At 65.3% G+C, this 23,244-nt stretch carries 24 protein-coding genes; 14 read left to right on the top strand and 10 right to left on the bottom strand.

The window, feature by feature from the left end:
- Position 1: 1 nt before the first annotated feature.
- Entirely contained in the window at positions 2-916 is a 915-nt protein-coding gene (locus ABZW16_RS21855) for a sugar isomerase (RefSeq protein WP_354957782.1), read from the bottom strand.
- 158 nt (positions 917-1,074) lie between these two features.
- Here ABZW16_RS21855 and ABZW16_RS21850 point away from each other — a divergent pair, with 158 nt between their 5' ends.
- The 4 genes from ABZW16_RS21850 (at position 1,075) to ABZW16_RS21835 (ending at position 5,100) form a co-directional block, all read left to right on the top strand.
- Entirely contained in the window at positions 1,075-2,325 is a 1,251-nt protein-coding gene (locus ABZW16_RS21850; protein ID WP_354957781.1) for an extracellular solute-binding protein, read from the top strand.
- A gap of 60 nt (positions 2,326-2,385) precedes the next feature.
- Complete coding sequence (locus ABZW16_RS21845; RefSeq protein WP_354957780.1) at positions 2,386-3,270, top strand: sugar ABC transporter permease; 885 nt, start codon at positions 2,386-2,388, stop codon at positions 3,268-3,270.
- Between the two features lie 49 nt (positions 3,271-3,319).
- Positions 3,320-4,225, top strand: coding sequence for a carbohydrate ABC transporter permease (locus ABZW16_RS21840; protein ID WP_354957779.1), 906 nt, complete (start codon positions 3,320-3,322; stop codon positions 4,223-4,225).
- Positions 4,226-4,446: 221 nt separating this feature from the next.
- Positions 4,447-5,100, top strand: a complete 654-nt coding sequence (locus ABZW16_RS21835; protein ID WP_354957778.1) for a TetR/AcrR family transcriptional regulator — start codon at positions 4,447-4,449, stop codon at positions 5,098-5,100.
- Positions 5,101-5,229: 129 nt separating this feature from the next.
- Here the strand turns inward: ABZW16_RS21835 and ABZW16_RS21830 are convergent, their stop codons facing one another.
- The gene (locus ABZW16_RS21830) at positions 5,230-6,378 is read right to left on the bottom strand and encodes an FAD-dependent monooxygenase (protein WP_354957777.1); all 1,149 of its coding nucleotides are present in this window, start codon (positions 6,376-6,378) and stop codon (positions 5,230-5,232) included.
- Positions 6,379-6,466: 88 nt separating this feature from the next.
- Here ABZW16_RS21830 and ABZW16_RS21825 point away from each other — a divergent pair, with 88 nt between their 5' ends.
- Together ABZW16_RS21825 and ABZW16_RS21820 are read left to right on the top strand one after the other, a co-directional pair.
- The gene (locus tag ABZW16_RS21825; protein WP_354957776.1) at positions 6,467-7,039 is read left to right on the top strand and encodes a helix-turn-helix domain-containing protein; all 573 of its coding nucleotides are present in this window, start codon (positions 6,467-6,469) and stop codon (positions 7,037-7,039) included.
- 120 nt (positions 7,040-7,159) lie between these two features.
- Positions 7,160-7,951, top strand: a complete 792-nt coding sequence (locus tag ABZW16_RS21820; RefSeq protein ID WP_354957775.1) for a DeoR/GlpR family DNA-binding transcription regulator — start codon at positions 7,160-7,162, stop codon at positions 7,949-7,951.
- A gap of 330 nt (positions 7,952-8,281) precedes the next feature.
- Here ABZW16_RS21820 and ABZW16_RS21815 read toward each other — a convergent pair whose 3' ends face one another.
- Positions 8,282-9,637, bottom strand: coding sequence for a 2OG-Fe(II) oxygenase (locus tag ABZW16_RS21815; RefSeq protein ID WP_354957774.1), 1,356 nt, complete (start codon positions 9,635-9,637; stop codon positions 8,282-8,284).
- A gap of 225 nt (positions 9,638-9,862) precedes the next feature.
- Entirely contained in the window at positions 9,863-10,171 is a 309-nt protein-coding gene (locus ABZW16_RS21810; protein ID WP_354957773.1) for a hypothetical protein, read from the bottom strand.
- A gap of 120 nt (positions 10,172-10,291) precedes the next feature.
- Here ABZW16_RS21810 and ABZW16_RS21805 point away from each other — a divergent pair, with 120 nt between their 5' ends.
- On the top strand, positions 10,292-11,521 hold the full coding sequence (locus tag ABZW16_RS21805; protein ID WP_354957772.1) for a helix-turn-helix transcriptional regulator: 1,230 nt from the start codon (positions 10,292-10,294) through the stop codon (positions 11,519-11,521).
- Between the two features lie 594 nt (positions 11,522-12,115).
- Here the strand turns inward: ABZW16_RS21805 and ABZW16_RS21800 are convergent.
- The 4 genes from ABZW16_RS21800 to ABZW16_RS21785 form a co-directional block, all read right to left on the bottom strand.
- Positions 12,116-13,081 carry a sigma-70 family RNA polymerase sigma factor gene (locus ABZW16_RS21800; RefSeq protein WP_354957771.1) on the bottom strand — a complete coding sequence of 322 codons (966 nt, stop codon included), beginning with the start codon at positions 13,079-13,081 and terminating at the stop codon, positions 12,116-12,118.
- A gap of 41 nt (positions 13,082-13,122) precedes the next feature.
- On the bottom strand, positions 13,123-14,541 hold the full coding sequence (locus ABZW16_RS21795) for a DHA2 family efflux MFS transporter permease subunit (protein ID WP_354957770.1): 1,419 nt from the start codon (positions 14,539-14,541) through the stop codon (positions 13,123-13,125).
- Positions 14,542-14,616: 75 nt separating this feature from the next.
- Positions 14,617-15,306, bottom strand: coding sequence for a nicotinamide riboside transporter PnuC (gene pnuC, locus ABZW16_RS21790; RefSeq protein ID WP_354957769.1), 690 nt, complete (start codon positions 15,304-15,306; stop codon positions 14,617-14,619).
- 322 nt (positions 15,307-15,628) lie between these two features.
- Positions 15,629-15,955 carry a metalloregulator ArsR/SmtB family transcription factor gene (locus tag ABZW16_RS21785; protein ID WP_354957768.1) on the bottom strand — a complete coding sequence of 109 codons (327 nt, stop codon included), beginning with the start codon at positions 15,953-15,955 and terminating at the stop codon, positions 15,629-15,631.
- 82 nt (positions 15,956-16,037) lie between these two features.
- On the opposite strand from ABZW16_RS21785, the gene ABZW16_RS21780 reads away from it, so the two are divergent.
- The 5 genes from ABZW16_RS21780 (at position 16,038) to ABZW16_RS21760 (ending at position 20,540) form a co-directional block, all read left to right on the top strand.
- On the top strand, positions 16,038-16,424 hold the full coding sequence (locus ABZW16_RS21780; RefSeq protein WP_354957767.1) for a nuclear transport factor 2 family protein: 387 nt from the start codon (positions 16,038-16,040) through the stop codon (positions 16,422-16,424).
- Positions 16,425-16,609: 185 nt separating this feature from the next.
- Positions 16,610-17,419, top strand: coding sequence for an ABC transporter ATP-binding protein (locus ABZW16_RS21775; protein WP_354957766.1), 810 nt, complete (start codon positions 16,610-16,612; stop codon positions 17,417-17,419).
- A gap of 179 nt (positions 17,420-17,598) precedes the next feature.
- Positions 17,599-18,345: an ABC transporter permease subunit gene (locus tag ABZW16_RS21770; RefSeq protein WP_354957765.1), complete on the top strand. Its 747-nt coding sequence runs from the start codon at positions 17,599-17,601 to the stop codon at positions 18,343-18,345.
- A gap of 288 nt (positions 18,346-18,633) precedes the next feature.
- A complete protein-coding gene (locus ABZW16_RS21765; protein ID WP_354957801.1) occupies positions 18,634-19,371 on the top strand; it encodes an ABC transporter permease subunit in 738 nt (245 codons plus the stop codon).
- A gap of 77 nt (positions 19,372-19,448) precedes the next feature.
- A complete protein-coding gene (locus ABZW16_RS21760) occupies positions 19,449-20,540 on the top strand; it encodes an ABC transporter substrate-binding protein (RefSeq protein WP_354957764.1) in 1,092 nt (363 codons plus the stop codon).
- 10 nt (positions 20,541-20,550) lie between these two features.
- Here the strand turns inward: ABZW16_RS21760 and ABZW16_RS21755 are convergent, their stop codons facing one another.
- Positions 20,551-21,591, bottom strand: coding sequence for an XdhC family protein (locus ABZW16_RS21755; RefSeq protein ID WP_354957800.1), 1,041 nt, complete (start codon positions 21,589-21,591; stop codon positions 20,551-20,553).
- Between the two features lie 14 nt (positions 21,592-21,605).
- Positions 21,606-22,205, bottom strand: a complete 600-nt coding sequence (locus ABZW16_RS21750; RefSeq protein WP_354957763.1) for a nucleotidyltransferase family protein — start codon at positions 22,203-22,205, stop codon at positions 21,606-21,608.
- Between the two features lie 141 nt (positions 22,206-22,346).
- Between ABZW16_RS21750 and uraD the strand changes: the two genes are divergently transcribed.
- Together uraD and uraH are read left to right on the top strand one after the other, a co-directional pair.
- Complete coding sequence (gene uraD / locus ABZW16_RS21745; protein WP_354957762.1) at positions 22,347-22,850, top strand: 2-oxo-4-hydroxy-4-carboxy-5-ureidoimidazoline decarboxylase; 504 nt, start codon at positions 22,347-22,349, stop codon at positions 22,848-22,850.
- A 76-nt stretch (positions 22,851-22,926) separates the two neighbouring features.
- Complete coding sequence (uraH, locus tag ABZW16_RS21740) at positions 22,927-23,244, top strand: hydroxyisourate hydrolase (protein ID WP_354957761.1); 318 nt, start codon at positions 22,927-22,929, stop codon at positions 23,242-23,244.

The following is a 23,244-nucleotide window of genomic DNA, read 5'->3' as shown; positions in this document are numbered from 1 at the left end:
ATCACTGATCCAGCACGACGGAACGGTTGAGGTTGCGCGGATGGTCCGGATCCAGACCCTGGTCGGCGGCGCGCAGCACGCAGAGCTGATGGACGCGGACCAGATCGGCCATCGGGTCGATATCGCGGTGTTCGAAGGTGGCCCCGGTGACCGCCACATCGGCCGCGAAATTCGGGACCAGCGGCCCGAAGGCCCAGACGGCCCGGCCCGGCGCGGAGATGCTGATCGGTCCGTGCCGGTATTCGGTCTGCAGGTAGGACTCGGTCCAGGACTGGCAGGACTCGCGCAGTTTGAGCCCCGCCTCCTCGGCGATCGCGGCCGCGAAGCCCATCCCGACGAAGCTGATCTGCTCGGCCCGGCGCACCGCGGCCAAGGCCTGCGCGGGGTCTTCGGCCAGTACGGCCCGCGCCTGCTCGATGGCCGGACGCAGGTCCTCGCCCAGATGCCAGCGCAGGATGGCCAGTGTGGTGGTGGCGAAGCGGGTCTGCACCACCGACTGTTCGTCGACCTCGTCGATCAGGATCGCATCGCCGAGGTCGAGCACCGGGGTGCCCGGACTGCTGCAGATGACGGTGCGCGGAATGTCGTCCGGGATCGCCCGCATGGCATCGACCACCTCGGTGGTGGTGCCGGAGCGGCAGATGACGAGGTAGCGGTCGTAATCGCGACCGCCGCGGACCTCGCTGGCGGGCCAGGCGTCGGTCAGGCCCTGGCCCGCGGCCTCGCGCAGTGACGCGATGGCGCGGGACATGAACAGCGAAGTGCCGCAACCGATGACGGCGACGCGCTCGCCCGGTTGGGGCAGTACGGCGCGGTTTTCGGCGGCAATGGTCTCGGCGCGGACCCAGTCGTCGGGCTGGGTGGCGACTTCGGCGGCCAGATGAGTCACGGGGGTGGAGTGAGCGGAGATCGGCACGACAACAGAATCACCCCATGTGATCGTTCATGTCAAATTTACGAGCGAATCAGTCACATGTGATCACTATGGGGTCTAGATTGTTGGTCAGTCGATTCGTTCGCTCCATCATCGGCGGTTCAGTCACGCCCGGAGTGAAAATTTGAAAGGTTCTGCTCGTGAAAAGATCCCTCCACGGCGTACTCGCGGGGATCGCGATGGTTACCGGCCTCGCGCTCGCCGTCTCCTCCTGCGGCTTCGGCTCCAAAGACTCGGCCGACTCGGAGAAGACGATCAACTTCCTCGCCCCCAGCTACAGCGACGGCGCCAACGGCACCAAGGCGCTCTGGGACCGCATCATCAACGACTTCCAGAAGCAGAACCCCGACTACAAGGTGAACCTGCAACTGGAGTCGTGGGACTCGATCAACGATGTGGTGAAGACCAAGCTGCAGTCCACCTCCACCACTCCGGACCTGCTGAATATCGACGCGTATGCCAGCTTCGCCGGTGACGGCATGCTCTACCCCGCGTCCGAGGTGGTCTCGCCGAACGTGCTCGCGGACGTGCAGCCCGGCTTCGCCAAGAATGCCTCGCTGAACGGCACGCAGTACGCCATGCCGCTGTTCGCCTCGACCCGCACCCTGTTCTACAACACTGCCCTCTTCGCCAAGGCCGGAGTGACCACGCCGCCCAAGACCTGGGCCGAACTGACCGATGCCGCCAAGAAGATCCAGGCGCTCGGCGGTGACATCTCCGGCTACGGCCTGCCGCTGGGCAGTGAGGAATCGCAGGCCGAGACCTCGCTGTGGACCTTCGGGGCGGGCGGCAACTGGTCCGAGGGCGACAAGATCACCGTGGACACCCCACAGAACCTCGAGGGTGTCAAGGCCATGCGCGCGATCATCGATGCCGGGGTCACCCAGCCGAATCCGGGTGCGACCAACCGCAAGGACGTCATCAATGCCTTCATCCAGGGCAAGATCGGCATGATCGAGGGTCTGCCGCCGACCATCGCCCAGATCGCCGACAAGAATCCGGATCTGAAGTACGGCACCGCGCCTTCACCGACCAAGGACGGCACACCCGTCACCCTGGGTGTGGCCGATCACCTGATGGCCTTCAAGAAGGACGGCAAGAAGGCCGAGACGATCAAGAAGTTCCTCGACTTCTTCTACTCGGCGAATGTGTACTCCAACTTCGTCAAGAACGAGCACTTCATCCCGATTACCACCAGTGCCACCACGGTGCTCGCCGACGACCCGGTGACCAAGGCCTTCGCGGCGACCCTGCCGGTGGCCAAGTTCTATCCGAGCAACAACCCGAAGTGGGCCCTGGCGCAGGGCGCCATGCATCAGCAGATGGGCACCATCGCCCAGGGTGTGGACCCGAGCCAGGTGTTGCAGCGTATTCAGGAAGCAACGAAGTAGCGTGGGGCGCTTGACCACGCAGGGGCCCGGGTGGGCCGCCAATCGAGTGGAGCGGTTCGGGTGCGGATAGCGAAGAATTCGACGCTGCGGGCGGCCCCGTGGATCGGGCCCGCCCTGGTGCTGATCGCGGCCATTGTCGCGTTCCCGGTCGGCTATATGGTCTGGACCAGCACCCGGGATCTGAGCGCCTACGGGCAGGACCGCGGTCCGGCCGGGCTGGCCAATTACCGAAACCTGTTCGATATCAGCGAATTGGGATCGGTGCTGGCGCACACCGTGGTCTGGGTGGTCAGCGTGGTGCTGATCACCCTGGTGCTCTCGGCCGGGCTCGCGCAGTTCCTGAACAAGGATTTCCCGGGACGCACCGCGGTGCGCATGGCGATCCTGGTGCCGTGGGCGGCCTCGGTGGTCATGACCACGACCATCTTCTATTACATGCTCGATCCGGATGTCGGCATCGCCAACCGGTTCCTGGTCGATATCGGGCTGCTGGATCGCGGCTACGGCTTCACCAAACAGCCGACGCCCGCATTCCTGGTGGCGATCGGTGTCGCGGTCTTCGTCTCGATTCCGTTCACCACCTACACGATTCTGGCTGGTCTGCAATCGATCCCGGCCGAGATCGATGAGGCGGGCCGGGTCGACGGTGCCAGCGCCTGGCAGCGCTACCGGTATCTCACCCTGCCGCAACTGCGTCCGGCGATCGCGGTGGCGACCATTATCAACATCATCAATGTGTTCAACTCGCTGCCCATTCTCCAGGTGATCACCGGCAGCATCGCGGGCTTCGGTGCGGATACGACAACGACGTTGACCTTCAAGCTGATTCGGCAGAATCAACAGCTCGATACCGCCGCCGCCATGAGCGTGCTCAACTTCGGGCTGATCGTGGTCATCATCGCGATCTACGTGAAGATCATCAAGCCGACGCAGCAGGTGGATTGATGAGCACCTATTCGGGCTTGACGTGTACCTACCGAGGCGAGGTGAGCCGATGACCACGCAGGCGGATATACACATCGACGGTGTGGAAATCCCGCCGGACACCACGGTTGTCGAGGCGCCGAGCGGACGGACGCGACGGCGGCGCTGGGAACTCACCGCGGTCGGGGTGGTGCTGGCCGTTATCTTCCTGACCCCGTTCGTGGTGATGGTGCTCGGCTCGCTCAAGAGCCGCGCGGAAATCCTGCGCATCCCACCGACCTATCTGCCCGAGACATGGCATCCGGACAACTACGCCACCATGTGGAACACCCCGGAGACGCCGCTGCCGTTCAATCTGGCGAGCACCATCATCATCTCGGTATGTGCCACCGCGCTGGTGCTGGTCGTCGCGATTCCGGCCGCGTATTACACGGCGCGGCACAAGTTTCCGGGCCGGGCGGTATTCCTCGCGCTGGTGCTGGTGACCCAGATGTTGCAGCCGACGGTGCTGGTGACCGGCCTGATCCGGGAGTTCTTCACCCTCGGCATCAATGACACCTGGCTGGCGATGATCCTGGTGAACGCGGCATTCAACCTCTCGTTCGCGGTGTGGATCCTGCACAGCTTCTTCGCCGCCGTACCGGTGGAGATCGAGGAGGCCGCCCAGCTCGACGGTCTGAGTCGCTGGCAGATCCTGGTCCGGGTGAGCCTGCCGCTGGTGTGGCCGGGCATTGTCACCGCGACGATCTTCGTCGTGGTGGCCTGCTGGAACGAGTTCGCGGCGAGCCTGGTGGTGCTGACCACTCCGGAGAATCAGCCGCTGTCGGTGGCACTGACCAAATTCGTCGGGCAGTACGACACGGCCTGGCAGTACGTCTTCTCCATCTCGACCGTGGGCATCGTTCCGGTGGTCATCCTGTTCGCATTCATCGAGAAGCGCCTGGTTGCGGGGCTGACCGCGGGCAGCGTCAAGTAACCGCACGGAAACGGCGGGTGGCCATGTGCCACCCGCCGTTTCGTGTTGCGAGCCAGCCGTCCGAGTCGGGGGTAGGGCTGGTGTAGCTGAATGTCGATGCGTGGCAACTGCTTTACCTGTTGCCGCCCATGGCACTGGTCGGGCCATCAGGACGCGGACATAGCGTTCATCAGGATGTCCGCGGCCCGGGGTAGGCGCTTCCGCCCGGTAGCATCGAATTCGTGGCACGGCAGGATGACGAACCAAGGGAGGGCCGCAGCTACGGCGGGCTTTCCAAGGAGCAGCGGGTGGCCCAGCGGCAGGGACGACTTATCGATGCCGCGCTGGAATTATTCGGCACCCAAGGATATGCGGCCACCTCGATCGAGCGGTTGTGTACCGTCGCGAATGTCTCGACGCGCAGTTTCTACGAAGATATGGGCAGCCGCGAGGCACTATTGATCGCACTGGTCAATCGCATTACCTCGCATGCGGTCGAACGGTCGCTGGAAAGTATGGCGCGGACGGCGGGACAACCGCTTTCCGCCCGGGTCGGCGATAGTTTCCGTGCCTATCTCGAGGTGACCTGTGCGGATCGACGGTCGGCGCGGGTGTGTTATGTCGAGGTCGTCGGTGTCAGTCCGGCGGTCGAGGACTGGCGCGGACGGCAGCGGCGTCTGCTGTCATCATTGCTGATCAGCGAGGCAGAACGCGCTGTCGAGCGGGGCGAGATCAAGTCCCGGCGCTTCGATCTGTTCGCACTCGCGGTGATCGGGGCGGTGAATTCGCTGGCCCAGGAGCTGGCGCGGACCACTCTGCCCGATGCCGAGGTATCGCTGGATGAAATATGCGAGGAGATAGCGCATTTCGTGAATTCCGGTCTCGGGCTGACCTGATTCGGCGCCCGGTCGCTCCGTCGCAATTCCCATTGCCCGTCGTCTCGGACCGGATCGACTGCGCGCCGGTAAACGGTGGCACCATCTGCAATTCCTCGTTCTCGCGCAATTCATCGGCGCCGGTTCCGTTCACGCGATCTGCCGCATCCTGTTGCGAATCGCCGTGACGGCGGGGATGACGCGAGTCGCGGTATTGCGCAGTGCGATACCGGCTTTCGTCGCCGGAATGAGCATCGATGCCGCGGTGGCGACACCGTTGAGTTTGGGATCGACCAACACCCGATGCCGGGTCTCGTAGCGCCGGAACGCGGCCTCGTGCTCCCCTGGTGTGGCCGCCAGTTCCTCGGCCAAGGTGTACGCACCGGCGATCGCGAGGGTGGAGCCGTCGCCGAACAGGGATACGCAGGACGCGGCATCCCCGAGCAGTGCGATGGGTCCCTCCGACCACCGCGACAGCTCGCCCTTGCTGACGGAGTCGAAGAAGAGGTCATCGGTATCGCGCACCCGGTCGAGCAATTCGGGGACGCGCCAGCCCTGATCGGTGAATGCCTCGATGACGAGCCGCTTGTGCAGTTCGCTATCGCGGTGGTCGAATCCAGGTACGCCCCTGTGTCGGAACATGAATGCCGCCAGCGCCTGCCCGTTCGTCGGATGCACGGACAGTGCCCGTCCCGGTGTGTTGTAGATGAGCACCTCCCGGTCACTGCCGAATGGCTCATCGATCCGCACCGTCGCGATGTATATGCCCATATGCCGGACGAATTCGGACTCGTCGCCGAAGGTCAAGCGCCGCACCGTGGAATGCAGACCGTCCGCGCCGATGACGAAGTCGAAGCGGCGGGGTTGGGCGTCTTCGAAGGTGACATCAACGCCGTCGGCGTGCCGGCTCAGTCCGGTGATCGTGTCGCCCCACAGGAATTCGGCATTGTCGCGGCTGGCGTCGAGCAGGATCGCGGCGAGATCGGCCCGGGGGACCTCGACTTCGCGGTCGCCCGCCGATCCCTGGAATGCCTTCAGATCGACGCGCGCGACCCGACGGCCGCTGGCATTGACGAAATTCATCTGGGACACAGCCGAACTCGCGGCCCGCAGGCGCGCCATGATGCCCATCCGCTCGACCACATCGATGGCGGGCCCCTTCACATCGACCGGATTCCCGCTCGAGCGCTGGCCCGTGGCCCGCTCGACCACGGTCACGCGGAAGCCGCGCTCGGCCAGCCAGTACGCCAGCGTCGATCCACCGATACCCGCGCCGGAGATCAGCACCGTCTTGTTCATGACATCACCTTCGGTTAAGTGGACGAATTTCGTCCGGTTAATGGAGAGCGTACAGTAAGCGGAAGGATTTCGTCCACTTAGTTGGGAGGTGAGGGTCACGGCCGCGCTGAAGAGGGCCGATGCCAGGAATAATCGGGACCAGATCATCGCCGCGACGCTGGTGACGTTCCGAGAGCAGGGCGTCGATGTGCCCATGAAGGAGATCGCCGACCGGGCCGGTGTCGGTGTCGGCACGCTGTACCGGCACTTTCCCGACCGGGATGCGCTGATCGCCGAGACCGCCCAGTCCTACCTCGCGGATCTGGCGCAGTCGGCGGCCACCGCGTTGGCCGAGGAGGGTGCGGCATGGCCCGCGCTTTCCCGGTTTCTGCACGACTGTGCGCAGCGGCGGGTCGGGGGGCTGGCCGCGGCGATAGAACCCAATCTGCATGCCGAGATTCAGGCGGATCCGCGATTGCACGAGGTGCGGGGGCGGATTGTCGAGCTGATTTCGCGGATGACCAGGCAGGCGCAGGAGGACGGCGTGATGCGCGCCGATATCGAGCCGGGCGAGGTCGCGGCGCTGATGACCCTGCAGATCTATACCCGAGCGGGGGAATCGTATGCGGCGGCCGTGCATCGGGTCGTCGAGGTCGTGCTCGACGGATTGCGGGCGCGGTGATGTGGGTGTCCGGCTTGGCAATACGGCGACCGAATCTCTACGGTCGGCGCGTGCCTGTGGTCAGATTATTTGCGTGCACGGAAAAACAGCAGGTCACCCGCGTGGCCGGGAAGGTGTGAGATGACCGGACCGACGGATCGGCCGCAGCGGTGGAACCGGCTGCTGGAACTGCTCGCCGATTCCGGGCGGCTCTCGGTAGAGGAGGCCGCCGAGCGCCTCGGCGTATCACCGGCGACGGTGCGCCGCGATTTCACCGCGCTCGCCGAACAGCAGTTGGCGACCAGAACCCACGGCGGCGTCGTCGCGACGTCGATCGCCTACGAACTGCCCGCCCGCTACCGGCAGGGCGGCGGTGAAGCCAAGCAGCGGATCGCCGAACACGCTGCGGGACTTATCGAACCGAGCGCGGTGGTCGGGATGAACGGCGGCACCACGACCACGGCGGTGGCGCGCGCACTGGCCGGACGGACCGATCTGGCGAATGCCAGCGGAGATCAGCTGACCATCGTCACCAACGCACTCAATATCGCCGGGGAAATGGTCCTGCGCCCCCATATGCGCACCATCGTGCTCGGCGGTGTGGCCCGGCGCGAATCCTATGAGCTGCACGGCCCGCTGGCCGAACGCGCATTGGCCGAATTGCGTTTGGACGCACTGATCCTCGGGGTGAACGCGATATCCGCCGAGGGCGGTGCGCAGTGTCGCCATATCGACGAAGCCGGGGTGACGACCGAGATGGTGCGGCGCTCGGGTCAGGTAATGGTCGTCGCGACCGCCGACAAGCTCGAACGCTCAGCACTGGCCCGCATCTGCGGCATCGAGCAGGTCGACGTGCTGGTTACCGATACCGACGCGAATCCGGATGCGGTGGCGCTGATTCGGGCGGCGGGGGTTCGGGTCGACATCGTGTGAGTGCGCAGCCCGGTGGGCACCGTCCTCCGGCTCGGGCAAAGGTTGTCGATGCGATCGACCCTGGCAGCGATGTCATCGCATCTGACGTCCACCGAGCCGTCTGCGCCGAGGTGACATCGCCGCCGTCGCTCGACCAGGTACTAGAGCTGCTGCATACGCCGGGACGCTGGTACCAGCTGGGTGATCATCCTCGGACTGAAGGATCTGGAGTGTCCAGCGGACCACGCTCCGGCCGAACAGTGGCAGAGGCCGCCCGCCGACTCGTCAGCCCGTGGCTGACAGGTCGTCTCGCGTCGAAAGATGACGCCGGGGATTGCTTGCCGGGCCGTTCTATTGACGGGACCGGATGATGATCGCCGCGCGCCTATACCAGAAATTGGCGGTGTTTCCTTCATTGCCCATGTAACCCTCGATTTCCGACGCGAACGGCTCCAGCGTCGACTTCGATTCGCCCGTACACAACTCCTCATCCCAGACTTGCCGCACAGCGGGCTCACCGGCCGTCCCTGACCGGTCGATCAGCCACGTCAATGTGATGGTCGACCAGCGCAGCTCGCCGAGATCTTCCGATCCCGGGACCAAAGGAAGGCTCGAGCGCACCGGAAGGCGCGCGGGGTCATCGGGCACAGGCTCCACCATTTCCCCGTCTTCATCGAAGTCCATGTCAGCACTTTCGACGCATTTCCACCCGTCCTCAACGCGCTCCCAACGCTGACGATAGATCCCCATCCACGAGGTGTAATCCTCCTCGTAGGTGTCCTCGACCTCCGCGAGCGCCAACGACGTGTCGTATCCCGCGATGTCGGCCGCCGCGAGCATCATCCCAGCACGGGCAGCATCGCCGCCCTTGAGCTGATCCCACCCGAATCCGTGCTGGGAATACTGATGATCCAGCAGGTAGACGAGTTGATGAGGTGGGCGTTTCGCCGGTTCGCGGTGCGAACGCCACGTCGGCAATTCCACCGGCGTGGTGATATGCGCGCGTAACTGCTCGGCCAGTAACGCGACCGACGGATGCATGGCGAAAGCGGCGGCGTCCGGGCCGGTACGCCCCTTCGCCACCAGGTTGTAGGTCAGCGTTATCCGGAAACCGTCGGTGACCGGCAGCACCTCATGCTCGCAGTCGCCATAGAACGCGACGAAGGACAGCTCCTCCGGCGAACCCTGGTCGGTGACCTTCGTCCCCTGCTGCTCGATCACCAGCTCCCCGCCGGTAAACGCCGAAGGCAGAGTCACCACCAACGTGCCGATCATGCCGTCGGCCTTCTCCGAATCCTGATGGCGCTGAAAGAATTGTCCCGACTCATACACCAGCATCGAATGCAGCTCCGCCGACAACTCGCAGTCCGGCGCCAGACCTAGCTCGGCCCGCAGTATGTCCACCATGGGCAGCAACGTCTCGCGCCACTGCCGCTCGTCGACCGTTACCCGGTCCCGCGGAACCTCCCATGTGTCACGCACATTCGCGTCCAATAGGGTCTGCTCGCGCAGACCATACCGCGCCGGCCGCGCGACCTCGCACAGTCGCCGCGCCTGAGCCGGCGTCACCGGCAACCGGATCGGCCCCACCCCGTCTACCTCGATCACCAGGTTCTCCGCCGACCCCGTCCGACGCGCCGCAAATGAACCCGCCGGCGGCACCGAACCCATGAGCTCGCTGATGACCCGTAAAGTCTTGTCCGTCATGCACTTCTCCCATGTTCGACAACGTTCGCGGGCATCCTCTCAGGGCCCACCGACGATCCGGCCCCCCGATGCCGCACCTTCGGAACATCGGGGACTGTGAGTCGGCCGGGCCCCCGGGCGCTGCCACGGCTTTTCAGTTGTCGTAGTCGGACGGCCAGAAGATCATTGCGACGACGACCGCGAGTGGTAAGCCGATCACGAATACGAGCCCGATCTGGTCCGCGCTCACCGGCGCAGGCCGCCGAGCGCGGACCAGCGGCCGAACGACGCACGCGGGCAGGCACATTCGACATCCGCAACCGCCATCACCCGATCGAGCGTCACCGCGTCCACATGCGCCGACGACGGCAACAGCACCACATCGATCCCCGATGCGGTGACCTGCTCGACCAGCCCCAGCACCGAACCCGCGTCGGCCCAGCACAGCGCGTACCCCAACCGCCGCGCCAACCGGCGCACCTGAGCCGCGTCCCATTGCGGTGTCGGCGAACACGGGTCCATCCATCCGAGCGCGTCCATTCCCCTGCCCTTCATCCCCTGGTCATTTGGCGAGCTCCCGCCGCCGGGGACATCGCATCGACCCCGCGGCGGGGCTGAACACGAACCTTGACAGCGCAACTGCCGCAACACGTCCCGCTGTGGGACAGTGGGGATATGAGCGACTTCCAGTCAGATGACAGTCGTTATGTAGGCCGTCAGGTTCGCGCCGTCCGCGCCCGGCGCGGGATGTCGCAGCAGGTACTTGCCGACCGGGCCGGGTTGTCTCGCGGCGCTATTGCCAAGTACGAGAACGGCGAACGGCCGATCGACTCGCGTCGGACGCTCTACGCGCTCGCGGCGGCGCTCGGCGTGCGGATCACGGACCTGACCGGGCATCCGCTCGAACAGGTCGACCCATCGGCCGCAATGTTCCACGCCTGCATAGGCGATATCGAGACAGCGTTGTGGATGGGGGGACATGCTACCCACGACAGCGAGCCGCGCCCGCTCGGTGAGTTGGCCGAAGCGGCGCGGCAAGTCTGCCGGACTCGCCTCGCGTGCGACTTCGTGACGCTAGGTCCGATGCTGGCCCCGCTGATTATCGAGAGCTACAAGCACACCTACACTGTGTCGGAGGCCGACCGGGTGGCTGCGTGGAACATACTCGCGTCAGTTGCGTTCGATACCGCCATCGCGCTACGGGTGCGCGGGTATGGCGCGCTGGCCTGGACAGCGGCCCAAGCGATCGAGCAGGCTGCCCAGCACACCGACGACACCGCAGGGCACGCGGCGGCCGCGTTTGCGCGTAGCCAGGTGTTGCTGTCGCGTCCGGGGGCGATGTCAGCGGCGCTCGGTTGTGCCGAATCGTCGGCGGACAAGTTGCAATCGTCGGTCGCGTCGCGTGGTGAGCTGGAGACGTACGGGATGCTCCACCTACAGAGCGCATTGACCGGGGCCGCGCTCGGCAAGGAGACAGACGGCCATTTTGCCGAGGCCGCAGAGATCGCAGACCGCCTCACCGAGGCCGAACCGGGACCGTCGATGATGCGCAATCCGACATTCGGGCCGGAGAACGTGGTGCTGTGGCGGATGTCGGCGGCAATGGAGAAGCGCGAGGCAGGCCGCGTGCTCGAGCTCGCCCCGCTGATCGCACCGGACGCAATCGAGGCACCGAGCCGCCGCGCTCAGTACTTCGTCGAGATCGGCCGTGCGTACGCGCTACAGCGCAACTATCGGGAGTCGCTGTATGCGCTGTTGCGGGCCGAACACGTCGGGCCGCAACATGTCCGGAGCATGACTCACGTCCGCGAACTCGTCGGGCACATGATGCGCTCGGCGCGGCGGGACCTGACTACCGGCGACCTCGGCCGGTTGGCTCATCGGGTCGGCGTGGTGCCCGCGTAAATACACACAACACATTCAGCGACATGGCTACCTATTGCCGCGTCCAGATAGCTCCTGCCGTATCGAGCGCAGGTCCGGGAGTCGGTCGAGCGTAGTCGAAGGGTGGTCGCCCAGGCGGCTTTGCCAACCATATGACTACGCTCGGCGAGCAGTCGGTCTTGAAAGTTGGTTCTGTCGTTGATATTTCATTCGGCGTCGTCGGATGGTCAGAAGATCGTCGCGATTACCGGGACCGGCAGGACGATCACGAACACGAGTTCGAACTGAACCACGTTCACCGACGTACCCCCGCCGAGAGCGACGTACCCCCGCCGAGAGCGACGCATCCTTGCTGAGGAAGAACAGTTTGTCGGTATGACATTCGTTGAATCACTGGGGCCGAGCGACTGATCGAAGTTCAGCAGAAATTTCTGCTGCACTGCATCGAACTCGCCAGTGGCAAGCCATGTTTCATGTAGTTCGTCATTATCGTCGGACTGCCGCCAAATCAGTCGAACATCCTGCTGCCCCGCGAAAAGGAAGACGTCCCGAGCATCGAGGTGTTCGCCGAGGTGGCGGGGACGCCGAAGTCCTGAAACACCGATGAGTGCGGATTCACAGGATCACGGGTAGTCCGAAGCTCGGGAAGAGGGTGGCGTCGACGAAGACGGTGATCCGGTCGATGGCTGCCTCGCGCAGGGTGAGCAGATGGATGGAGTGTGCCCGGTAGATGTCATTGTCGTCGCGTTCGTAGTAGGCCACGGCGGGCTGGGTATTGGCCGAGGTCGGTATGCCGCGCCAGCGGTCCGGTGCCGAACCGCATTTATCGGCGAAGAATGCGACCACATCCGCGCGTCCGGTGAACCAGAGCAGGGCGGGCGGCATTTCGAGCACCACGTCATCGCGCAAAAGTTCGGCGAATTCGGCCATTTCGGCATTGCCGAAGGTGGCCATGTACCGATCGATCATGGCGCGTTCGTCCGGGCTCAGGGATTCCGACATCAGGTCGATCATCGGGGCGTCCTTCTCCAATTGGGCGCGGGCGCGCTGCAGTGCGCTGTTGACGGCGGCGGTGGAGGTTTCGAGCAAGTCGGCGACCTCGGCCGCGGACCAGGCGAGCACGTCACGCAGGATCAGCACCGCGCGCTGGCGGGCGGGCAGATATTGCAGCGCCGCGATGAACGCCAGCCGGATGCCGCTGCGGGCGGCGACCACGGTCGCCGGATCGTCGGCCGAAGTTCCCAATAGGGCGTCGGGAATCGGCTCCACCCAGGGGATTTCGGGATATTTCTGCGGTTTGGTGATCAGGGTGTCGCTCGGACCGACCAGTCCGGTGGGCAGGGCCCGCCTGCCGCGCTGTTCGAGCGCGGTCAGGCAGGCATTGGTGGCGATCCGGTACAGCCAGGTGCGCAGCGAGGCGCGCTGTTCGTCATAGCGGTCGGCCGAGCGCCAGGCCCGCAGCATCGTCTCCTGCACCAGATCCTCGGCATCGTGGATCGAGCCGAGCATCCGATAGCAGTGCGCCAGCAGCTCGGGCCGCAATGACGCTGTGCGCGCGGCGAAATCCGCAGCGACCGTCATAGGGGGACAATCTACCGCGGATATGCGGTGATCGGTGCTGGTCACGAGGCTGCTCCGATCCGGTCGGTGTTGTCGGCGGGGATGTCCTGCGGTGTCGGCGCGCCGCGGGGAATCAGTAGGCCGATCGCGGCCCCGGCCAGTGCGAGTGCGGCGGCGGTGCCGATCGCGCCGACGAAACCGTCGCTGAACGCCTGCTCCGAATCCAGCCCGCCGATGGTCGCGAAAACCGCTGCGGGCACGGCAATGCCGAAGGCTCCGCCGAGTTGGCGCAGGGTATTGAAGGTGCCGGAGGCGGCGCCGATGGCGGGTAGCGGGACGGCGCGGAGCACGGCACTCTGGGCCGCCGGGATGGCCATCGATACGCCGATACCGGAGATCACGAACGGCGGAATCAGCTCGGGATACGGCAGTTCGGGGGAAGCCGTGAGGGCGATCCAGCCGTAGCCGATGGCCTGCATGAGCAATCCGGTGACAATGAGCGGTCGCTCGCCGAATCTGTTGACCTGCTTACCCGCGATCGGTGCGACCAGGAATAGCGTCACCGTCCATGGCGCCAACCGCAGACCCGCACCCAGTGGCCCATTGTGCTGCACCAACTGTAGGAACTGGGCGAAGAAGAACGCGCCGCCGAAGATCGAGGCGAACAGCAGGAATCCCACCGTATTGCCCGCCGAGAACGCACGGGATCCGAAGAAACGCATCGGAATCAGCGGCGCGGGAGAACGCAGCTCCCATCGCGCGAACCCGGCCAGCGCCACCGCTCCCGCCACGAACGCGCCGATGACTTCGCCACTGGCCCAACCGGATTCATTGCCCCGGACCAGACCCCAGACCAATCCGAATGCCGCGACGCTCACCAACGCGATACCCCGATAGTCCAATGCGCGTGCCGCACCTGAACTTTCGCTCAGCCGGGTGGCGATCAGCGGCACCAGCACCGCGCCGATCGGGAGGTTCAGCCAAAAGATCCACTGCCAGGCCAGCCCCTGCACCACCGCGCCGCCGACGAGCGGCCCGCCGAGCGTGGCCAAACCGGTTACGGCCGCGAACAATCCGAGCGCCCGCGTCCGCTGTTCGGGCCCGAATGCCGCCGATAGCAGTGACATCGCCACCGGCATCACCGCGGCCGCGCCGATGCCCTGTGCGGCACGCGCCGCGATCAACCACCCCAGGCTCGGCGCCAGCGCGCACCCGACGGATGCCGCGCCGAACAGCACCAGCCCGACCATCAGCACGCGTCGGCGGCCGTACCGTTCACCGAGCGCGGCGCCCGCCATCAGCAACACCGCGAAACTCAGGGCATAGGCATTGATGGTCCATTCCAACTGCGCGATCGATGCATGCAGTTCGCGCTGTATCGCAGGCAATGCGGTGGTGACGACCAGTGCGTCGAGCGTGATCATCAGTGCCGCCAGTGATGTCAGCGCCAGTACCCAGCGCTGCCCAACAGTCATTTTCATCGTGAATGCACTCCTCCGATGGGTTGTGCGGATACATACCGGCGCCGCGGCGCCGATTCATCGGAGGTTGCGAAACTAATTTCGGGCCGGAGTGAGTTCGGTTGCCACAGGTGCCGCTGGTGTGCGCATGGTCCGCACCCAGACCACGAAGCCCCAGGCGACGAAGCCCGCGTAGACCAGGTAGAGGGTCGCGGACGGGTAGTAGCCCGCCTTCAGCAGCAGCGGCACGCCGACGAGATCGACGGCGATCCAGATGAGCCAGAATTCGGCGAGTCCGCGTGCCATGCCGTAGGTCGCCAGGACCGATCCGGTGAAAATCCAGGCCTCCGCCCATGGCCCATAGGAACCGATCAGCGCGAACAGTTGGGCGAACGCGGCCGTGCCGAGCAGCATCGCGGCGACCAGCAGCAGGCGTTCGCGCCCGCTGGCCCAGCGCGGCACGACACCACGGTGTTCGAGTCCGGTTTCGGCGCGCGCGTGCCGATACCAACTCCACCACCCGTACACGCTGACCGCGATGAACATCAACTGCCGCCCGGCCTGCCCCGCCATATTCAGGTGCTGCGGAGTATTGAAGACTCCACCGACGAACACAGTGAACAACAGCGCATTGCCCGCGACCCCGATCGGCCACGCCCACACCCGCCGCCGCATCCCGCCAACAGCCGCCGCCAGCCCGAAGCCATTGCCGATAACCTCCCGCCAAAGAATCTCCGAGCCCGCGATATCCAGCTTGGCGTCCAGCAGCGCAGCGAATGCGTTCACCCCCGCTGTAACCCGAGTCGGTCGACATCTCATCCCAACCCGTGAATTCGACGCACCCGGATCGAAATGCCTACCAGTGCCCGCACATCACCCGGCGCCTGCTGTCCTGCCTCAATTGAAGTGGCGAATGCCTGATTCGATGACCTGGGGTTCGCCAGATCAATCGAGACGCCAGATTCCGTGGAATCTCAATAGATGTGGTGAGTCCAGAACTGCGGCGTGATCGGACTGTTGGGTGATGAGATCTCGGACCCGGCGGTGGGGGTACCGGGCGAAGGTGTCAACCGGATCGAAGAGAGTCTGCAGGACGACGGTGTCGGTCTCAGTCTCGGTTCGTCGAGTGTTCCGATTCGACAACGACGTCCAGCAGGCCGGGGAAGCGTGCTTCGAGGTCCTCGCGACGAAGCGACACCAATAGGTAGCGGCCTTCCCGGCGCTGCCGCACAACTCCACCCTCCCGCAGCACCCGCCAGTGATGGCTGGCGCTGGACTTCGGTACCTCGGACCCGTCCGGTAGCACTGTTCCGCAGCTGCGCTCCTCCCCGGACGCCAATGCCCGGACGATGCGTAACCGCAGCGGATGTCCCATGGCGGCGAGCACGTCGTCCAAACGCAGCTGTGCGCGATCGGGGTGAGGGAGGGCGGCCACGGTTCTACTGTATTCGAACATTCGAAGTGCTACTGTTCGATAGTTCTAATATCTCGAACTATCGAACAGAGGGTGATTCCTGGTGACCGAATCGCACGACGCCGGCGTGGTGGAGAAGTTCCTGCAAGCGGTCGGTGCCGAGGACTGGAGCGCGCTAGAGACGGTACTGGCACCGGACGTCGTATGGACGCTGCCCGGGACAAGCCGGATTTCCGGCGAGGCCCACGGCGCCGCTGCCGTGGTCGAGCGGGCACAAGCGATCACCGCGGCAAAGATCACCATCGAGCCGCAGCACCTGCACATCGGCTACCGCAGCATTGCCGTCACCGTGCACAACACCGCCCACCGACCCGACGCTGATCTGGATGAATGGCTCGCCATCGTCTTCACCTGTCGCGCAGGCAAAATCGCCACCATCGACACTCATATTTCCGATGTGCCGATGATGGAACGATTCTTTGCCGTCTGATCCGTCTCGATCCGGCAATGCTCGGTCGCGCGCGATCACGCCAGATTCGCCAGGTCGGGTCGGGCTCAACTCGCCACACGAGTGGGGCGTTCCTGGCTGCGGCGGACCGGTCCACGTAACGATTGCGCAATCTGGGGTGGCGATTCGCAATATCCGTGCAACGACCTGCTCCTAGTGTTTTGGTCATGATGGCGAGCGGTACCGAGGAGCCCACCGGGGGGACGGGCATCCACATCAGTGGTTTGACGAAGACATTCCGGGTCGGCAGGAAGACAGTGCAGGCGCTGGACACGGTGGATCTGCATACCGAACAGGGTGCGTTCCTGTCCTTGCTGGGCCCGTCGGGCTGCGGTAAATCGACGGTGCTGCGCATCCTGGCCGGACTGGAGACCCCCACCGCGGGCAAGGCACTCATCGACGGTGAGACCCCCGCCCAGCTGCGCAGCCGCCATGAACTCGGCATCGCCTTCCAGGATTCGGCGCTGCTGCCGTGGCGGTCGGTCGAATCCAATATCAAGCTGCCATTGCAGGTCGCGGGCATCTCCCCGGATCCGGGGCTGATCGCGGATCTGGTCGAGCTGGTCGGGCTGGAGGGGTTCGAGAAGGCCAAACCGGCGCAGCTGTCCGGCGGTATGCGCCAACGTGTTTCGATTGCGCGCGCCCTGGTCGTGAAGCCGACCGTGCTGTTGCTCGACGAGCCCTTCGGTGCACTCGACGATATGACCAGGCAGCGACTCAATCTGGAACTGCTGCGGATCTGGACCGAGAAGCCCGCGACCACACTCATGGTCACGCACGGCATCGCGGAGGCGGTGTTCCTCTCCGATGTCGTCGCGGTGATGAGTCCGCGGCCGGGCCGGGTGCTGGAGTTGGTGAAGATCGATCTGCCGCGCCCGCGCACGCCCGAGATGATGCGCACCCCGGAATTCCACAAGTTGCACGACTACCTATCGGAGTTGCTGTTCGGGAAGTCCGGCAAGGGCGGTGTCGCATGAGTAAATCGCATAGCGCCCGCCCGGAACGGTCCGTGAGGTGTGGGCATGAATGACAACCGAGAACCGCGATCGCATGACCTGACCAGATGCCTGGCCCACGCACGCCCAGGGTGGCAGCGGGTCGGTCGACATCAGCCGCCGCGCGCGGTGGTGTGCCCCCGCCGACAAGGGGGCGCGTCATGAAAAGGATCGGTGGACTTATCGGCGTCCTCGGCTTGGTCGCGGTGTGGTGGCTGCTGGCCGCGATGGAGGTCGCCGGCGGCACGATCCCCAGTCCGTGGACCGTCCTACACACCATGTACACCGACGGCTGGGATCTCTACGGTCCCAACTTCCGGATCACCGCGCTGGGCGCGTTCAAGGGATTCGTGTGGGGCAATGCGCTGGCCATCGGGCTCGCGTTCCTCATTGTGTTGGTCCCGTGGATCGAACCGCTGGCGACCCAGTTGGCCATCCTCAGTTACTGCATCCCGTTGCTCGCGCTCGGTCCGATCATCCTGGTGGTCTTCGGCGGACGCACCCCGACGGTCTTTCTCGCGGCGATGTACTGCTTCTTCACCACCATGGTCGGCACCGTCACCGGACTGCGCTCGGCCGATGTCGCCAGCCTCGATCTGGTGCGGGCGTACGGCGGCGGTCGCTGGCAACAGCTCTACCGGGTGCAGGCGATCGCGGCGCTGCCGAATATGTTCGCGGCGTTGAAGATTGCCGCGCCCTCGGCCGTGCTGGGCGCGATCATCGGTGAGTACCTCGGCGGCGTGGACAGCGGCATCGGCGTCGCACTGACCGCCGCGCAAACCGCATATAACGTGCCGCGCACCTGGGGGATGGCACTGGCCGCCGCCGCACTCGCGGGGCTCGGCTACGCGATCGTCGCGGCGGTCGCCCGATTGGTGACCCCGTGGACCGCGCAGGAGGCGAGATGAGCCGCGCACAATTGGCGCCCCGCGCGCGCAGTCGCCCGATGAATCCGGGCGGTGAGTTGGCGCGCGTCGGGCCAGGGGGTGCCCGGCGGGCAGAAGAGTGCGAGACCCCGCTCCGCTGCGGGGCCAGTTCGGAGGAGTGCCATGGCTGACGAACTTGCGCCGATGGACAAGGTGACCACGGCCGTTGCGGAGAGCACGCGGCCCCAGCGCAGTGCCGCCGCCGGGACGTTCGACGTGCTGATCCGTCTCGGCCGCTTCCTGTTCCCCCTGGCCACCGCGCTATTGCTCATGCTGGTGATCTGGTACGTCTTCCTGAAGGCATTCCCGCAGGTCGGGCCGCGGGTCGGCAAGACGCCGACCGATGTCTGGAAGTACCTGTTCGACTCCGCGGGCGCACATGCCGCACGACAGGCGATCCTCGACGATCTGCAGATCACCCTGCGCGATGCCGCCATCGGATTCGGCGTCGGCATGCTGGCGGCGCTCGTGGTGGCCGCACTGTTCGTCTCGTTCTCGATGGTCGAGCAGACGTTCATGCCGGTCGCCATGCTGTTGCGGTCGGTGCCGCTGGTGGCGCTGACGCCGATCATTGTGCTGGTATTCGGGCGCGGGCTGGCCGGTGTGACGGTGCTCGCGGCGATCGTGGTGTTCTTTCCGGCGCTGGTGATGATCATGGCCGGACTGCGCAACGCACCGCGTCAGGCCATGGATCTGGTGGCCGCCTACGGCGGGTCCCGCTGGACCGGGCTGCGCATGGTCGCCGTCCCCGCCGCATTGCCCTCGGTCTTCGCGGCGGCGCGGATCTCGGTGCCGGGCGCGCTGATCGGCGCGCTGCTCGGGGAGTGGCTGGGCAGCGGAACCGGGCTGGGGGCCAGCCTGATTCGCGCCATCCCGACATTCCAGTACAACAAACTGTGGGCCTCGATCGTGATCGTGACCATCGTCTCGGTGCTGTTGTACGCGATCGTCGGCGTCATCGAGAATCTGGTGCTCGCCCGCTTCGGCCCCGAGGCGGGCCGCCGCTGACCGGTTAGTTTTTCGCAAATCAGCACTCGGAACGTCAAAGTAAAGAAATTGAAACGGAATCCCCTTAGATTCGGCCCATGACACCCGTGCAACGCTCTTCGTTCGGGCCGAACCTGAACCGGCGATCCCTGTTTCGTTACTCCGCGCTGGCTGGCGCCGCATTAGGCGGTGCGAGCCTATTGGCCGCATGTGGCGATGATTCGAAAGACTCCTCCGGCGGGTCGGTGGCGGACGGATCCAAGTACGGTTCCGTCGCGATCCAGCTGTCCTGGCTGAAGAACATCGAATTCGCGGGCGAGTACTTCGCCGATTCCAGGGGCTACTACAAGGAGGCCGGCTTCGGCTCGGTGAATCTGGTCGCCGGTGGCGCCGCGAGCACCTCGGTCGAGGCGGGCTTGGACACCGGCAAGGTCTGGCTCGGCACCTCGGCGCCGCAGACCACCGCGCCCGCCATCCTGGAGGGCCTGCCCGCCAAGATCGTCGCGACCACGTATCAGAAGAACCCCTTCTGCATCGTCAGCTCGGCCGCCAAGCCGATCAAGACGCCGCAGGATATGAAGGGCCGCAAGATCGGTGTGCAGGACACCAACCAGCTGATCTTCAATGCCCTGCTGAGCGCCAACGGTATGAAGCCGGGCGATGTCACCGTCGTGCCCGCGCAATACGATCCGACACCACTGGCCAACGGCGAAGTCGACGGCTGGGTCAGCTATGTGACCAATGAGCCGATCACCTTGACCGCCAAGGGATTCGAGAATACGAACTTCCTCTTCGCCGACTACAACCTGCCGCTGGTCGCCGAGACCCTGACGGTCAAGCAGTCCACCATCGATAAGGAGCGCGACAAGCTGAAGGCCTTCCTGATCGCCGAGATCAAGGGCTGGAAGGACGCGGTCGCGAATCCGGCCGAATCCGCCCGGCTCGCGGTCGAGGTGTACGGCAAGGATCAGAAGCTCGATCTATCCGAGCAGACCAAGGAGGCGACCGCGCAGAACGGCCTGGTGGTATCGGCGGATTCGACCGCCAACGGCCTGCTGACCATGACCGATCAGCTGATCGAGCAGAATATCGCCGCGCTGCGCACTGCCAAGATCGATATCAAGGCCGACCAGCTGTTCGACCTGTCGGTGCTGCGCGAGGTGTACGCGGAGAATCCCGGTCTGAAGTAGTGCTCCGCGGTTAGAGCGCTATCGAGGCATTGGCCGGATATGCGCCGAATTCCGGTACGGCATCGGCTTTTTCGGTGGCCTGCTGCCCGGTTTCATAAGACCGGGCAGCAAGCAGTTCGGCGGTGATGGACACGGCCACCTCGGCGGCGGTGCGCGCCCCGATATCGAGACCGGCGGGGGAGTGCAGGCGGGCGAGTGTCGCGTCGTCGAAGCCGCCCGCCTGCAGGTCTTCGATACGCCGGATGTGTGCCGACCACGATCCGTTTGCGGCCAGATAGCCCAGTTCGGGTAGTCGCAGCGCCACGGTGAGCAGTGGGATCTCGAATTTCGGATCGTGTCCGAGTACGACGATCGCGGTGCTGTTATCGATCTCGCCAGCCGCCGCGAGCGTATTCAGATACCGGTGCGGCCAGTCGACGACCACCTCGGCGCCGGGAAAGGCATCGGAGTTTGCGAAGGTGTCGCGGGAGTCGCAAATGGTGACGCGGTAGCCGAGCAATTTGGCTTGCACGGTGAGTGCCGCGGCAAAGGCATTGGCACCGAAGATGATCATTCGCGGCGGCGGCGGGAACGAGGCGACGAATACATCGGATTCTGGTAGTGCGACGAGTTCGGTCGCATGCCGTTTCGGGGTGACCAGGTGCTGCCCGATCAGATCCGGGTCCGGATTCCACACCACGGTGAATACCGTGACCCGGCGGTGCGCGGCGATTTCCGCAGCGACGGTGGGGAATTCCGGAAAGTCGCGGCGGGAGAACGGTTCCACGAAAACATCGACCATGCCGCCGGAGTCCAGTCCGGGCTCGCCCGGCGGCACCCCGAAGCGCTGCAATCCACGTCTACCGCTGCGCGCGGCCTCGGTGGCCGCATTGATCACGGTCGCCTCGACGGTGCCGCCCAAGACCGAGCCGTAGACCGCGCCATTGGCATCCACCAGGATCGATGTGCCCACCGGTAACGGTCCGGAACCCACAGTGCGCACGATGGTGGCGAGTCCGCCGGTCCGGCCGGAATGCCAAACCCGCAATAGGTCGTCGACAATGTCGCGCATCTGCTCAGCTCCGCTCACGCGTGCGGCGTGGCCGGGAAGTCACGATCGTCGCCTGTCGCCAAATCGTCGCACGTGACGCACACCATATCGTTATTACCGGCCAAATAGGTCCGCGCGCCGGAATCTCTTACGGCTGCTTGATAAATCGAGGTCCAATGCTTGTTGGAGATGACAACGGGATGTCCGGGTGTGGCGTGGAACACAGCGCGGGCCAAGCCGGTCGGCGCGGCGAAGGCGGCGGCGGTGACCCGGGCGACGACATCCGCGCCGACATCGGGGGTATCCACCGGCATGATCGCGACGTACTCGGCGGGCGTGCGCGCCGCGGCCCGCAGGCCCGCTCGCAGCGAGGCGCCGAGCCCGGTCGCCCAGTCCGCCGCCCAGACGTAATCGGCGCCATCGGGAAGGTCGACGGCCGTCGGCGCCGGTCCGGTCGCGCCGAGTACCACGATCACCAGATCGCAGCCGCCATCGCGCAGCGCCGCCACCGCCGACCGCAGCCAGGCTCCGCCCTCGGCCAGCGCCTTGGGCATCCCGTACCGGGTTCCGGCGCCCGCCGCCAGGACGATGCCGGCGCAGACCGGATCGGGTGCGGTGCCGTCGGATACCACCATGATCGAGACGGTAGTCCGGCCGGGTAGCCGATGGGTTACAGAAAGGTGGTGTGACATCGACGATCGCGGGTAAACGACACGCCGGAAGTGATCTATCTCGTTCGACTGGCGACCGGGGTGGTGGTATTCGATGCTGGTCCGATGACAGACGACCGAATCGGCCTCGCGGAGTTCAATGGGCTGCCGGAGTCGGCGGCCGTCGCAATCGTGCTCGGGTGTTGCTCGTCGCCGGTTTGGTCCCGGTCGCTGGTCGCCGGACGGCCATATGCCGATATCGATGCGGTCTGCGCCGCGGCCGATGCGGTGCTCGCGGAATTGTCCGAGGACGAGATCGATCGCGCGCTCGACGGACATCCGCGCATCGGCGCCCGGCCCGATACCGCGGCGTCGGCGCGCGAGCAGGCCGGAGTGGCCGGGGCCGAGGATGCGGTGCGGGCCGGGCTCGCCGAGGGCAATCTGGCCTATGCGGAGAAGTTCGGCCACATCTACCTGGTGTGCGCGACCGGTCGGTCCGGTGCGGAGCTGCTCGAATTGCTCACCGCCCGGCTCGGCAATGATCCGGAAACCGAAAGGCGGGTTATGCGAACGGAATTGGCGAAGATCAATCGGATTCGGCTGGGTCGGTTGCTGGGTGATCCGGAGTGAGCGAGCGCAGTGCGCGAACCACGGGCACAGCCACGAGCATGGTCGCGGCGGGACCGAGCGCTGGCGGGGTGCAGCCATGAGCACGCTGAGCACGCATGTGCTCGATGCCGTCGCGGGTGCGCCCGCGGCCGGTATCGCGGTGGTGCTCCATCGCGACGCCGAGGTGCTCGGTTCGGGAACCACCGATGGCGATGGCCGCATCGCCACGCTCGGCGCGGGTTTGCCGCCCGGCACCTATCGGCTGGTGTTCGATACCGGCGCCTACTTCGCCGCGCGCCGGATCGAATCGTTCTATCCGGAGGTCTGCGTCACCTTCGTCGTCATCGAGGAGCGGCACTACCACGTCCCGTTGTTGTTGTCGCCCTTCGCCTTTTCCACCTATCGAGGGAGCTGA

Source organism: Nocardia sp. NPDC004604, from assembly GCF_040609795.1.
Lineage (GTDB): Bacteria > Actinomycetota > Actinomycetes > Mycobacteriales > Mycobacteriaceae > Nocardia.
This window is presented reverse-complemented; position numbering and strand designations above follow the sequence as displayed.